Source organism: Phyllobacterium sp. A18/5-2 (assembly GCF_025452215.1).
GTDB lineage: Bacteria > Pseudomonadota > Alphaproteobacteria > Rhizobiales > Rhizobiaceae > Phyllobacterium > Phyllobacterium sophorae.
The window spans coordinates 1,429,194-1,442,092 of the sequence record NZ_CP104967.1; the positions used below are offsets into that span (position 1 = coordinate 1,429,194).

General features: G+C 55.7%; 13 protein-coding genes and 1 pseudogene. 2 read left to right on the forward strand and 12 right to left on the reverse strand.

All coding sequences use genetic code 11. The annotated features are described in order from the left end of the window. Positions 1-8 precede the first annotated feature (8 nt). Positions 9-956: a complex I NDUFA9 subunit family protein gene (locus N8E89_RS25575; RefSeq protein ID WP_262262573.1), complete on the reverse strand. Its 948-nt coding sequence runs from the start codon at positions 954-956 to the stop codon at positions 9-11. Positions 957-986: 30 nt separating this feature from the next. After that, positions 987-1,292 carry a hypothetical protein gene (locus tag N8E89_RS25580; protein ID WP_262262574.1) on the reverse strand — a complete coding sequence of 102 codons (306 nt, stop codon included), beginning with the start codon at positions 1,290-1,292 and terminating at the stop codon, positions 987-989. Positions 1,293-1,626: 334 nt separating this feature from the next. On the opposite strand from N8E89_RS25580, the gene N8E89_RS25585 reads away from it, so the two are divergent. After that, complete coding sequence (locus N8E89_RS25585) at positions 1,627-2,097, forward strand: aminoacyl-tRNA deacylase (protein ID WP_262262575.1); 471 nt, start codon at positions 1,627-1,629, stop codon at positions 2,095-2,097. Between the two features lie 190 nt (positions 2,098-2,287). Here N8E89_RS25585 and N8E89_RS25590 read toward each other — a convergent pair whose 3' ends face one another. After that, positions 2,288-2,506, reverse strand: coding sequence for a DUF1127 domain-containing protein (locus N8E89_RS25590; RefSeq protein WP_410010419.1), 219 nt, complete (start codon positions 2,504-2,506; stop codon positions 2,288-2,290). A gap of 93 nt (positions 2,507-2,599) precedes the next feature. On the opposite strand from N8E89_RS25590, the gene N8E89_RS25595 reads away from it, so the two are divergent. Then, positions 2,600-3,478: a LysR family transcriptional regulator gene (locus N8E89_RS25595; RefSeq protein WP_262262576.1), complete on the forward strand. Its 879-nt coding sequence runs from the start codon at positions 2,600-2,602 to the stop codon at positions 3,476-3,478. 409 nt (positions 3,479-3,887) lie between these two features. On the opposite strand, the gene N8E89_RS25600 is transcribed toward N8E89_RS25595, so the two are convergent. From N8E89_RS25600 to N8E89_RS25640, 9 genes and pseudogenes are all read right to left on the reverse strand, one after another. Beyond that, positions 3,888-4,598: a transcriptional regulator NanR gene (locus N8E89_RS25600; RefSeq protein WP_262262577.1), complete on the reverse strand. Its 711-nt coding sequence runs from the start codon at positions 4,596-4,598 to the stop codon at positions 3,888-3,890. Between the two features lie 67 nt (positions 4,599-4,665). Next, positions 4,666-5,142: a D-apionate lactonase family protein gene (locus N8E89_RS25605; protein WP_262262578.1), complete on the reverse strand. Its 477-nt coding sequence runs from the start codon at positions 5,140-5,142 to the stop codon at positions 4,666-4,668. 19 nt (positions 5,143-5,161) lie between these two features. Then, on the reverse strand, positions 5,162-6,535 hold the full coding sequence (locus N8E89_RS25610; RefSeq protein ID WP_262262579.1) for a D-apionate lactonase family protein: 1,374 nt from the start codon (positions 6,533-6,535) through the stop codon (positions 5,162-5,164). 50 nt (positions 6,536-6,585) lie between these two features. Next, positions 6,586-7,614 (reverse strand): Gfo/Idh/MocA family protein, encoded by a 1,029-nt coding sequence (locus tag N8E89_RS25615; RefSeq protein WP_262262580.1) that lies wholly within the window; start codon positions 7,612-7,614, stop codon positions 6,586-6,588. Positions 7,615-7,616: 2 nt separating this feature from the next. Then, positions 7,617-8,630: an ABC transporter permease gene (locus tag N8E89_RS25620; protein ID WP_410010467.1), complete on the reverse strand. Its 1,014-nt coding sequence runs from the start codon at positions 8,628-8,630 to the stop codon at positions 7,617-7,619. Between the two features lie 50 nt (positions 8,631-8,680). Beyond that, positions 8,681-10,232, reverse strand: a pseudogene (locus N8E89_RS25625) (sugar ABC transporter ATP-binding protein). Then, positions 10,232-10,906: a DUF2291 family protein gene (locus N8E89_RS25630; protein WP_262262582.1), complete on the reverse strand. Its 675-nt coding sequence runs from the start codon at positions 10,904-10,906 to the stop codon at positions 10,232-10,234. Before N8E89_RS25630 ends, N8E89_RS25625 begins: the two are co-directional and overlap by 1 nt. Before the next feature lie 75 nt (positions 10,907-10,981). Beyond that, entirely contained in the window at positions 10,982-11,902 is a 921-nt protein-coding gene (locus tag N8E89_RS25635) for a D-ribose ABC transporter substrate-binding protein (protein ID WP_410010468.1), read from the reverse strand. 107 nt (positions 11,903-12,009) lie between these two features. Continuing rightward, positions 12,010-12,834: a phosphogluconate dehydrogenase C-terminal domain-containing protein gene (locus tag N8E89_RS25640; protein ID WP_262262584.1), complete on the reverse strand. Its 825-nt coding sequence runs from the start codon at positions 12,832-12,834 to the stop codon at positions 12,010-12,012. Between the last annotated feature and the right edge of the window lie 65 nt (positions 12,835-12,899).

The following is a 12,899-nucleotide window of genomic DNA, read 5'->3' on the forward strand; positions in this document are numbered from 1 at the left end:
TGTCTGTGTCACCCATGCCTGGCCTGTCGATCTGCCTGCTCGATCGCGCGGATCACCTCCCTGATACCATGCGGTTCGATGTCTAGTTCCTTCATGCCGGGCAGGTCGCGGGCTGCCACGTTGTCGTGACGCATAAGTTCAATTTGATTCCGCGTGAGGGGAGCGGCGGGAAGAAATTCCGCTATTCTGGCCAACACGCTCCAGATCTCAAAGGGAATTGATATCGGCCGGATCTGGACACCGAGTTGGCCAGCAATCTCTCGCACCAATTCCTCATAGGTATAGACTTGCGGGCCACCAAATTCGAAGATCGAGGAACCTATGGGCTCGTTACGGTCGATCAAAACGCTGATGGCTTGCGCAACGTCGCCCACATAGACCGGTTGCAGCCTTGTTTCGCCATTGCCAAATAGCGGATAGACAGGAAGCAGACGTATCAGCCTGATAAGCACAGTAAGAAAACTATCGTCCGGCCCAATCATGACAGAGGGACGAATGATGATGCTGGGCATTGTGCTCGCCACGACATGTTCCCCCTGTCCGCGCGCACGGATATAGCGAGACTCGGATTTCGCATCGGAACCGATGCCCGATATTTGTATGAACTGCTCGACGCTACTGTTGCGCGACGCAGCGGCGAGATCCGCGGCTGCCTTCACGTGTACGCGCTCAAACGTCCGATTTCCCCGTTCGACATAGAGGCTGACCGCATTCACAACCGTCTGCGAACCGGCGACGGCCAACGCGACTGAGGCAGGGTCCAGAATATCCGCCCGGACCGCTTCGAGAGTCCTTGCATCCGCGGGGAAGAGTCCGCTCACCCGTTCCGGGTGCCGGGATACGGCACGGACATTGAAGCCTTTCTCCACGAGCCGACCGACGATCCTGCGGCCCAGAAAGCCGGTTGCGCCGAAGACGGTGACAAGGCGGTTTGTGGTCCAATTGTCACTCGTCATCAGTCTGGTCCTCGGTGGGCGGCATGGCCATCAGGGATAGTCGGGGCCTGATGGCTGATCCGGCACAAAGTCAGGCGGGATCACTGGGGTGGTACCTATATCCGGGGCTGGTTCGACCATTTCTGCATCACCCGTCGGGGGCGGTATGAATATGCCCTTGCATCTGTTGAGAACTTCCTCGCGCTCGGAATCGCCGCCTTCCCCTGGATCGACTTGGCATTCCTCGCGGGGCCGTTCATAGTCATTGTGATGAAAACGCCGCTCGTCCGCGGCCGACGCGTCGACCGTACAAAGCAAGCAGGTGACGAGGACAAAATTCATGAAACGAGGTTTCATGCAGTCCTCCATATTCGATTGTCGTTACGTTACAAACCGGTCTAAGCCCAGTTTGTTCCACAATTGAGGCTTTCCCTTCGTGGCGATGGCGCGAATTGTCATGAGAAGGTGGGATTGGTTCATCGCGTCAATGGCTCGCTGAGATATCGTCAACTGCAAGGTACACAAAGCCATTTTGGTCTTTTGCTAAAGTCATTGTGGAGCGGCTGTGCAGCAGTCTCGGTGACCGCCTCTGGCTGATTGCATGGCGCTGTTTAATCGTCGTTGACTTCGCAGGTTATGAGAGGAAAATGTCTTTTTATGCCTCACCACGCAACAAAAGGGGCGGCCTTCCATGACAATTGCAAGGAAACTTCAGAACTATATCGACGCTCAGGGCATCGCCTACGACACCGTCGCTCATCACCGTACAGCAACGACCAGCCAGTCGGCGCACGCGGCGCGGGTTCCGGGCAGCAAGCTGGCCAAGTCCGTGGTCGTGCATCACGAAATGGGCTACGTCCTGGCCGTTGTTCCAAGCACGCACCGGATCGAGCTCTCCACCTTGCAGGAAGTGGTGGACAGGCGTCTTGGTCTCGCCTCGGAGGAAGAAGTCAGCGCGCTCTTTGCCGATTGCGACATCGGCGCGGTGCCGCCCATCGGATCGGCCTACGATGTGCCGGTGATCCTCGACGAAAGCCTCGGTGACGCCAGCGACGTCTATTTCGAAGGCGGCGACCACAGGACACTGGTGCATGTCAGTGGGCCGAACTTTCGCAGCCTGATGAAGGATGCGCGCCTCGCCCGCTTCAGCCACGTATCTTAGACGGCGCGATCCTCGCCGCACGCATCGCGGCGGCCATGGCGCCCGAGAGGATACTATAGCCGTTTCAGAGTCTGATCCCGTTCGTTGGCGTCTGGCGATGCGCATCCAATGGCCGCAACCTCTGCCGGGTTTGACAGGTACTCCTAACGTGAAGACAGCGATGAACCATCCCTCTGACCACGACTCATCCCTAGAACCATGACTTTGCTACCTCGGCGTCGGCCTGCGCCCGCGTAACCCCGATATCCAGCAATTGGTGGTCGGCTAGCTCCAACAGTGCTTTGCGACTGCGGCGTTTGTCGAGCAAGAGTGCGATCGCTGCAATTTGAGCCTGGCCCCACCTCGAGATTCGCCGTGACGTTGCAATGGCGCTATGCGCCTCATTGCTGCTATCGATGCCCATTGTCATATGACTTCCTTTCATGCCATCAGCCCATATTGCGCTGGAAATGAACCGAAAAGAAGCTTATGGAGTTTATGTTTTCCATAAGGAATACTTTGTATGCCCCTCAACCTTGAGCAGCTCGCAACTTTCATTCACGTGGCAGACCTTGGCAGCTTTACGGCAGCTGCCGACAAGGTTGGTCTGACGCAACCTGCCGTGAGCCTGCAAATAAAACTGCTGGAACAGCGTTTGGGGGTGCGGCTAGTTGAACGTATCGGCCGACGGGCTCAGCCGACGACGGCCGGCCTTGATTTGCTGAGTTATGCGCGACGGATGACACAGGAGTCCATTGCCGCGGAGGAGGCGATGATACCGCATCGGGACGGTGCCGCTGGGCGAGTACGCATCGGCAGTGGCGCAACTGCTTCAATCCATCTCTTGCCGCTTGCTATTGCAAGAGCAATGAAACGTATGCCCGGTCTTGAGATCACCGTACGCATTGGCAACGCCGATGACATACTGCGCGACCTTGAATCGAACCTGCTAGACCTTGCGGTCGCCGCCCTTCCTGCTCACGGGCGGCCGTTCGAGATAGAACCGTTCTACGAGGAGGAGATGCTTGCCGTTGCGCACAAAGACAGTGACATGCCCTCCCAGGGCCCGGACGCTGCCTTTTTGTGCGATAAGCCCCTGCTTCTTTATGAAGGCGGGAACACGCGACGCTGTATTGATGATTGGATGACGGCGGCGGGGCTGCAGGCCAAGCCGACGATGGAGTTTGGCAGCGTTGAGGCGATCAAAGAGCTGGTTGCAGCAGGGCTGGGTTGGTCTATCCTTCCCGAGCTGGCTTTGAAACGAAATCGAGCCGATTTCCTGACAACATCGTCGGTGAGGCCGAAGCTAACGCGTCAGCTTGGAATGATTGTTCGCCGAGACAAGCATCTTACCCGTGGTCTGCGCACGATCATGCAATGTTTGCGCAATTTCCAAGGTTGACCGACCTTAAATTTAACTCGCTTCCACGCGTCACCAAAAACTCCATCGCTTATTAACCATACGAGCGCAGTGTTTTAAGGCTGGCGGTCCCATTTTCCGTCGGCAGCCCGGCCTGCTTTGCGTCGTGTTTATGGGCAGGTCGGGTGTGGTAATCCAACGTGAGATCAGCTATGAGCAGCGCGGGCGCGACTGCCATTAGAGTTAGAATGGGGTCGGGCGGGCGATTGACGTCTACCTCGCTGCCACGAACGAACGTGGACGCCCTCCAGTTTGATTACCAAAGGCTTCAGTGCCCGTCTGATCTTTCCAGCGCCCCCCGCAGACAGTCTCTTAGTGCGTGCTGACTTTGCGGCAAACCTGCCGACAAGGTAGCCTGTCCAATTCGCTGGCCCTTGTGCAGCAAAAGTGCTCAGCGTTTCACCGCATACAAACCCCTTGAACGCTCGATATGAATGACCATGGCACGTTCCGCCGCATCCGGATCGCCAGCCTTTATGCAATCGAGAATGGCGGAATGTTCCTGCAGGGTTACATTTTCCTGCCCTGTCCAGATCAACATTTCAATATGGTACTCGAACAGCCATTTCAGGAGCGATCTGCTCAAAGCCTCGAGAATAGGATTGCCGGAAATCGAGGCGATCTTCCGATGAAATGCGATGTCATCATCGATGAAGAGCTCGGAATTGCCATAATGGCTTTTCTGACTTGCCAGGATCGCCTCAAGCACATCGATGTCAGTTGACGTCGCCCGTTCGGCCGCGATGCGGACCAAACCGCGCTCATAGAACAGACGGGTGCCCTTCAGATGCTCAAGTGACTCTGGCGACGTCAGCATCAGCATGCGCGCTACGACGTCGAGCTGTTTGAACATGGTTCGCGGGGTCAGCGCGGCAACCTTGGCGCGCTCCCCGTGTGATATCGAGATCAGCCCCATATTGTGCAAGCTTTGCATAGCCTCGCGGATCGCCGGCCTGCCCACGCCGAACCGTTCCATGAGATCCCGCTCAGAAGGCATCTCGTCGCCAGGACCGACTTCACCGCTCGCGATGAGGTCGTGCAATCGATCGAAAACTTCATCGGAAAGCTTTCTTCTGACGATCCGATCATCGAGATTTTTCATGAATCAAAGGACTCCCGAAACCTTTATTTTCAACTATCAATCCAACGCCAGACTGTCTTGCGCGTCGTTAAACATTATAGTGCAGGAGTGCCACCGCATAGGGTTTCAATAGAAGCTCATGCTGGTGTTTGCCAACAGTCGGTTCCTTTGCCACCCGGATCCCAGGAAAACTATCCTCGTCGATCATCATAATTGTCAGTGCGCTCTTTGGGGACCCTGGATCGACTGTCACGGTAAGCAGATCTGAGGTAATGTTCGAAAGAATGACGGTTCGTCGTCCCACGCTGTCGCGGCATGCCAGCGACAATATTTTCGTCTGGTCCTCCGAGCAGCTTTCGACCACCGATTGCCTGGCCAGGTTGCTCAGCTGTCTGACGATGTGGAATGCAGGATACCTGTTGTCCGCATCGTCAAGAAGTCCGGCCGGGCCCAACAGGCTAGCAGGAACAAATGCGGAAATGTCCTGTTCGGCGATACGCGCTGCATAGCCAGCGATAAACGAAGCGGCAAATAACCCATGCTGCCGCGGGTCCGTCTTGGCCATTGTCTTGCGTTCAATTACATTATCGAAGACCCGCGAACCATAGGGATTTTGACGCATTGCAATGAATGATGGGCCCAGACAATAGCTGCGATTGTTGCCCATGATCTGCCTTGCGGATCGAAAGATGAACGGCAACGCTTCGAGCGTCTGCATGACGCTGGTGTCGTCGGCGGCATGGACAAGAGGATCTCGTGCCATGGGTGACAAAGTCAAGCAGTTCCACCGGTGGCCGTTTGCGATTGAGTTCGGTGAAATAGCTCACCATACCCCCGCCAATGGCCAGACCGGGAAAGGCCCCGCGGGCCGACCTGTAGATGTCCGACAGCGGTGGGCATTCCGGCCAGGCACTTCCTGGTGGCGTCGACTGACGATCGGCAGATGGGCACACAACCATCGCGTCCAGTTTAAGTCCGGAACGCTGGATTTTCGTCGCAAGCGCGCGAAACTCATCATCCAAATTGCCACCGGCAGCGGCGATATATTCAAGCCTGATCGGGCATTTTGTCCGGCTTTGCAAATCGGCATACCGGTTCAGTTCTTCTTGGCCGTGGTCTGCCGTTGAATCGAGATGGCAAAGGAGAAAACCCGGCGCGATGTCTTCCAGTGCTGCGTAATGATCAAGCGTTTCGTGCAACGCTTCAGGCATTATCAGCAGTCCCGTTTGTGCAAACTTGCAGCCCGAAGGCCTATTGGAAACACGCACCCGAACGAAATTCGCGCTGGTGGCACGGCTCGTTGCCGATGGTGATACTTTGAGGACGAGTTCAACGCTCTGGGTATTGGTAATGCCAGCCGGCATGATGTACGGCCAAGGCAAGGCGAGTGGACGGACGTAGGTTTTGTAAGAGGCGTCCGACCAGTTGCGCTGATCTTCCATCTCAAACGCATCGCCAACAAATCGACAGGTAGCCTCTATTCCCTCTGCCGGCGTGTGCGTCAACGAACAGACCGATTTGAACGGCTGCCAGGGTTCGATCAGATCCGGAAAGACCGCATCTTCTTGGGTGCCGTCACAATGCCCGACAGTAACGCATCTTCCGGCTACGCCAACAATCGGGTGTAACACGCAAAACCCGCAGCGATTGGTCTCGAAGTCGCACTCCGGCGTCGCAGTTACCGAAAAATTCAGCGTCCCGTCAGCGTGACCTCGAATTGCCGCCGCGTAATTCAAACCTTCGCCGCAGCGGGCCGCGTAGCGCACCTCGAAATATTCAGCCTGTCTATCGACGGTCAGTTCGCTTATAACCGGATCAAATGTGCCCCAGTCACGGTCGCGAACGACGTAGGAGATGGCACGAAGGATCTCATATCCCTTAAAACGGATGGCTTTCAAATTCCCTTGTGCGAACTCAACCGCCAGTTCCCCGGCGCTCAATCGCTGCACGTCGGCCACTGGGGCGTCCGTTCCAAAAAGTCTGACTGAACGCGATAGGCCGGCTGTCGTCATGCCACAGCTTTCACGTCCACCGACGCAAGATTATCGGCGGCCGACTGATATGCGGCCGCCACCAGAGCCATGGTTTTCAAATTATCCCGCCCGGACGTTTCCGGCGCTCGTTGAGAAGCAAGGCACGCCACCCAGTGTTGTTGAATGTTGTAGACACTTTCCTGAATATTGTGCCATGGCCTGCTCGCCCAATCGTGCAGGACTGGAGCAACCATGTGTTTCTCGGTAACGCCCTCACTGTGTATCGTCAGTTCGTAATTTGCCGACAACCTCATCGTACCGCGGCTGCCGTCAATTTCCAGCAATGTCTGCGGGAATAGCTCTTCTTGCAACGAGGTCGCATAGCTGCAGTCGCAAATGCTGTTTACACCGCTTTCGTGAACCATCAGCATGGTGGCGACATCTTCGCCCCTGATCCTCGGATTGACCGTCCTTGTCGCCGCTGACAAATGGCTGACATCCCCAAACAGGAAGCGGGCAATATCAAGCATATGAATACCGAGGTCCTCGATAATGAATCGATCTGATGTGGCAAGATATGGCTGGCCCGAGAATACGTCATAGGCCGAACGGAATGACACCCTGCCCCAGAAAACTTCGCCGATGCGGTCACGATCAAGAAGCGCACGAACGGCGCGAAGCGGTGCCTGCCAGCGAAAATTCTCGTGCACCATCAAAGTTACACCGGCACAATCGCATGCATCAACCATTGCCCGGGCATCGATCAGGTTTTCGGCGAAGGGTTTCTGGCATATGACTGGAAGGCCGGCACTGGCGGCCAGTTCGACAAGGGGCCTGTGTGTTTTGACAGTCGTTGCGATATCGACGAAGTCGAGCGTTTCCCGGGCAATCATTTGTGCCGCATCGGTATAGAGTCGCGAAACCCCAAACTTCTCCCCTGCTTGCTTCAGCCTGGCTTCGTCGCGATCACAAAGAGCCGTGATGGCAACCCCGTCGATTTCCTGCCAGGCATGCAGATGATTGTGCGCAAAGAAGCCGCAACCGATCAGACCTCCTTTCAACATATTTAACCTCCGATTGCCGCCTGCTGCTGCAGGGCCAGTTTTTGTTGCAATCTTCGCTGGAACTGGTCAACAACAACGGCAGCAATAATTACCAGGCCTTTGATGACGATCTGCCAGAACGAGCTGACACCCATCATGACGAGGCCATCGGAGAGAATTCCGATCACAAATGCGCCAACAATTGTGCCGCCGATCCTGCCGCGACCGCCGGACATTGAGGTTCCGCCAAGGACTGCCGCAGCGATCGCGTTAAGTTCGAAGCTTTCACCTGTTGCTGGGTGAGCCGCCACCAGTTCGGAGGAAATGATCAGGCCGACGATCGCTGCACAGAAGCCTGAGAACATATAGACGAACATCTTCACGCGATTGACGCGCACGCCGGACAAGGCCGCTGCCCGTTCGTTGCCGCCGACAGCATAGATGAAGCGTCCGAGCGGCGTACGCATGGCAATATAGGCCGCGGCGCATCCGATAATTACGAGCAGCCAAATTGACACAGGGATACCGAGGATCAGCCCCGATCCGAGAAAGGGAAATCCTGTCGTTCCAAGTTCGGCATTGCCTACAAGGTTCGGAAACGTGCGCCCGTCGGATGAAAGGAGCGCAAAGCCCCTTGCCACATAAAGTGTGCCAAGTGTGGCGATGAATGGTGCGACATTCAGCCGGGTTATGAGAAATCCATTGAGTGCTCCAATCAATACACCGACAGCCAATGTAATCAAAATGACCTCGATAACATTGAAATAGACGGTATAGCCGATCGGGCCAAGGTTGAGCCCATTCATGATCAGTCCGCCTGCAACCATCCCGGACAGACCAACGATCGATCCAACGGAAAGATCAATACCTCCGGTGATGATGACGAATGTCATGCCGATCGCAAGGAACGCATTGAGCGCCACGTGTTTCGACATGATTACCATGTTGGCAGTGCTCAGGAAGTTCGGCGCGGCAAAGGAGAAGAAGATCAGGACAAAAAACAGGGCGATGAAGGTGCGCATGTGCAGCAGCGCCATCACAGCGGAACTTGAATTCAACCCGGGTGCCTGCTTGGCGATGGTAGCACTCATGATCGCGCCTCCGCTGTTGGATTATTGACCTCGTGACCGATGCTCGATGCTGCAACCACAGCCTCTTCCGTGGCTTCATCGCGCTTAAAATCGCCGGTGATGCGGCCTTTCGACATGACGATGATGCGGTCCGACAACGCCATGACCTCTTCGAGATCGGAGGTGACGAACAAAATTCCGAGCCCATCGGCCGCAAGCTTGCGCATGGTGCGGAACACCTCCGCTTTGGCGCCAATGTCGATGCCCCTGCTCGGCTCGTCCATGAGCAGGACTTTGGGATCGGTCATCAAGGCCTTGCCGATGACCACTTTCTGCTGGTTTCCGCCCGACAGCGACGCCACCTCGTTTTCCGGGTTCGCAATCTTGATGGCAAGACTGCGAATATAGCTTGCAACGGCGGAACGTTCTTTCCTGCGGTCGATCTGCACGCCTCGCACGTAATTCCAAAGACTTGCCAAGGTCATATTATCGCTGACCGACATGATCTGGATCAGACCCTCGGCCTTGCGGTCCTCGGGTATGAGCGCTAGACCGCCATTCATGCGCTCAAGGACATCTGCTGTTGGCAATCGTTTATTGTCGACTGTAATCGTGCCGCCCGCATGCCTGTGACGGCCGATAATGCAGTCGAACAATTCTGTTCGCCCCGCCCCCATGAGGCCATAGATGCCGATGATTTCACCCGCCCGTAGCGAAAGCGAAACGTGGTCGACGGTATAACCACCGCCTTGCCTGGGGAGTGTGACATCCTCGATGCGCAGTATCTCTTGGCCGTATTTGTGCTCAGCCGTCTTGGCGTAGTCTTTGGAAGATGCCCCGATCATGCTACGGACGATCCACGGCACATCGACATCCTGCATCGATCTTGAGCCGGTAATACTCCCGTCCCTGAGGACAGTGATGAAATCACCGATGCGAACCAGTTCCTCAAGGCGATGCGAAATGTAAACGATGGCAACCCCTTGGGCTTTCAGTTCGGCAATGACGCCGAACAGGATTTCGACCTCCGTGGCGCTTAATGCGGATGTCGGCTCGTCCATGATGAGGATGCTCGCGTTCTGGGACAAAGCCTTGGCAATCTCGACGATCTGTTGCTGGCCAATGCGCAGTTCTCCGACGGGCCGGTCAACCGGAATATCGTGTTCCAGGCGGCGCATCAGCGCGCGCGCCTTTTTTTTCCTGCGCTTTGCGGTCGATATCCACGCGAAAACGGCATTGCTCGCGGGTGATGAAAATATTCTCGGCAACAGTCATATTCGGGAACAGGTTAAGTTCCTGAAAAACAATGCCTATGCCGTTTTCAATGGCGTCCTTGGTGCTTGCCAGGCGCACCGGTTCGCCGCCCAGCAGTATGGTACCCTCCGTGGGTTGTTCAACGCCGGCGATAATCTTCATGAGGGTGGACTTGCCAGCACCATTTTCGCCGACAAGCACGTTCACAGCGCCCTTGCGAACGTCGAAATCCACAGATTTGAGTGCAACCGTTCCAGGGTAAACCTTGGTTGCGCCGCGGACGCTGAGCACGACATCCTGATCAATCGGGTTCATTACTGGCCACCTGTGACTGTAAGGTCAGACGGCGTGATCAGGATTTCTGCACCGGTCGTCGGGGTGACGAAAGCGCCGGTCAGGTGCACCTGTTTTCCGATGAGATTTTCGCGGTCGAGTTTTGAAAGTTTGCTGTCGAAGACGTGGGCGTTCAGCGCACGGCCAACATTGGCGTATTCGATCTGGTTCTTGAAGGCGCTAAACGGGATGAAAGGGAGTACATCGCGCAAGGCAGTGCCGCGAACAACCGGGCCAAGCTGCACCTTGGCGTCACTCTTGCCATCCGCGTTGGTGTCGATCATTAGATAGGCAGCTCTCGATTTGGTATTGGCTTCGAGCACCTTGCCGTCGAGTTTGACGATGAAGCTATACGGATTCTGCGCAGGATTTTCGCTGTATCCATATTCGGGGCCAGCAGCTTTCGCATCGCGCGCCAAAGCTGATTGAACCTCGCCGAACGGACGAGCCTTTTCATGCATGAACGGCTCGATCTTGGGCACCCATATGTCCGATACGACCTTGTCCGCATTGAAGTCGGACGAGTCGAAGAAGATTTCGATCTGCCCGGATGCCTTGGCATTTGTTGCTTCATTCTTCTTCAGCTTGCAGCCCGATAGGCCAAGCACCGCACCGGCGATCGAGACGGCGACAAGCAAATTCATTCTGACTGTCATCAATTTCACCCGCGAGCATCCAGTCTGAGAAAGTCTAAAGGGCATGACGGATTGATCCCGTCATGCCCTTTCTGCTCATTCCTTCAGTGCAAATGTTTCAAGATTGTTGGCATTGTCAGCAGTGATCAGAACGCAATCCATCAACTGCTTTTCTTCCTCACCTGTTGAGCCGGTCTTGATAAACTTGTCCGCTTGCTCGACAGCAATCTCGGCCTGGCGATAGGCAGGCTGAAGTACCGTACCCTTGATCCCGCCCTCGAGAATTGAATCGCGCACGTCGTTGCTGCCGTCGAAGCCGACCAGGATGACATCGGTCCGATTGGCCGCCTTCAGGGCTGCCCAAGCACCCATGGCCATGGTGTCATTGCCGGAAATGACGCCCTTAATGTCCGGATTGGCCTGAAGGATCGATTGCATCTTGGCAAAGGCTTCCGTCTGGCTCCAGTTCGCGGACTGGCGCGAAACCATTTTCATGTCAGGATACTGGTCAATGACATCATGATAGCCCTTGGAGCGGATGCCGGCATTGATATCAGCTTCCCGCCCGACCAGTTCGACATAGGTGCCCTTTTCGCCCATCTGCTCGACGAAGAATTCAGCGCCGAGCGCCGCACCCTGATAATTATTGGAAACAATCTGCGAGACAGCAATACCTGTCGCGTTGATCTCACGATCAATGAGGAAGGAGGGAATCTTGGCGTCCTTGGCTTTCTGGACTGCAGCGACAGAGGCGTCGGAACCCGCATTGTCGAGGATGATGGCCTTTGCGCCCCGTGCGATCGCCGTATCCACCAGCTCGTTCTGCTTGTTGGCATCATCGTCGTGAACAAGCACGATCGTCTCGTAACCCAATGCCTCAGCACGCGCCTTTGCGCCTTCCGCTTCCGATTTGAAGAATGGGTTGTCGTGTGATGGCGTGATGATGGCCATCAGATCGGCCGCACTGGCGATGACAGGTGACGCCGCCAAAAGCGCAGTTGTCGCGGTCGCGAGCATTAGTTGCTTCAAGAATGTCATGGTTTCTCCTCCCGAGTGACATAATTAACGATTGTTATTTCCAGGTGGTCTTCCCTGTCCTCCAACAGAGTTGGGCGCGCGGCAGATCAGGTGATGCGCCGAACGCTTTCCGTGATCTCGTCGTGATTAAATACGTCCAGCCAGTCCGGCTGCATGATCCGCGGTTTGCCATTCTCGATGGCTTTGTTGCAGGCGTCCGAGAAGACACCTTCCACCTCGCCCATGATGACGGCACCAAGGATGTTCATATGGCCAAGCAGAAAATCACGGGCCGCGACCGGATCGACACCCCTGCGTACAACTTCGTCCAGTGCGTCTTTCATGGCGACGAGCAAGGAAGCGCAGACAGTTTCTGAGAGGCCAGGTTCGAGCAAAGCCATCTGCTCCACGGTAACCCGGTGGGATCGAAGGATGGGCTTGTAGATCAGCTTGGCCACTTCCTCGCCTCGGGCGAAGTGCTCCTCGGGCCCTTGCATCAGCGCGCTGACAATCGACTGGGCGGCAGCAACGCCACCGAAAAAATCACGCTTGGCAGATAGATCTGTCTCATCGTTGAAGATTGGCGGATGGCAGGGATGCGTGACGAAATACGTAATGTCGTCGCGCTTCGGCAGATGCCCGGCAAACGGCGCTGCCGCATCGAGAATGACAATCATCGCCCCCGCTTCTACCTTGTCGACGATCTGGTGGGACACTGCCCGGATTGCCGTATCGGGTACAGCCAGAATAACGATCTGCGCTCCCTTCAAGCCTTCGTCCGGGGTTACGCAATCAACCCCGAGTGTGCCCTTAAGGCGAGCTTTGGCAGCCTCGTTGACTTCGACATGATCCACTTCAAATCGCGATCCTTTGAGGTTTTTCGCGAGCCGCGTGCCCATTTTTCCGCCGGCACCGAGAAGTGCGATTTTCATGAAGAGGCCTCCCTTGGATTATGTTGTGGCAATTTGTCGACAGGACATCACGTTGTCAACTGGTA

Bases quoted from the DNA above. Each gene is read 5' to 3' on its own strand.
- N8E89_RS25590 (WP_410010419.1), bottom strand. From the start codon at position 2,506: ATGACAATGGGCATCGATAGCAGCAATGAGGCGCATAGCGCCATTGCA.
- N8E89_RS25575 (WP_262262573.1), bottom strand. From the start codon at position 956: ATGACGAGTGACAATTGGACCACAAACCGCCTTGTCACCGTCTTCGGC.
- N8E89_RS25640 (WP_262262584.1), bottom strand. From the start codon at position 12,834: ATGAAAATCGCACTTCTCGGTGCCGGCGGAAAAATGGGCACGCGGCTC.
- N8E89_RS25635 (WP_410010468.1), bottom strand. From the start codon at position 11,902: ATGCTCGCGACCGCGACAACTGCGCTTTTGGCGGCGTCACCTGTCATC.
- N8E89_RS25630 (WP_262262582.1), bottom strand. From the start codon at position 10,906: ATGACAGTCAGAATGAATTTGCTTGTCGCCGTCTCGATCGCCGGTGCG.
- N8E89_RS25620 (WP_410010467.1), bottom strand. From the start codon at position 8,630: ATGGCGCTGCTGCACATGCGCACCTTCATCGCCCTGTTTTTTGTCCTG.
- N8E89_RS25595 (WP_262262576.1), top strand. From the start codon at position 2,600: ATGCCCCTCAACCTTGAGCAGCTCGCAACTTTCATTCACGTGGCAGAC.
- N8E89_RS25585 (WP_262262575.1), top strand. From the start codon at position 1,627: ATGACAATTGCAAGGAAACTTCAGAACTATATCGACGCTCAGGGCATC.
- N8E89_RS25615 (WP_262262580.1), bottom strand. From the start codon at position 7,614: ATGTTGAAAGGAGGTCTGATCGGTTGCGGCTTCTTTGCGCACAATCAT.
- N8E89_RS25605 (WP_262262578.1), bottom strand. From the start codon at position 5,142: ATGGCCAAGACGGACCCGCGGCAGCATGGGTTATTTGCCGCTTCGTTT.
- N8E89_RS25580 (WP_262262574.1), bottom strand. From the start codon at position 1,292: ATGAAACCTCGTTTCATGAATTTTGTCCTCGTCACCTGCTTGCTTTGT.
- N8E89_RS25600 (WP_262262577.1), bottom strand. From the start codon at position 4,598: ATGAAAAATCTCGATGATCGGATCGTCAGAAGAAAGCTTTCCGATGAA.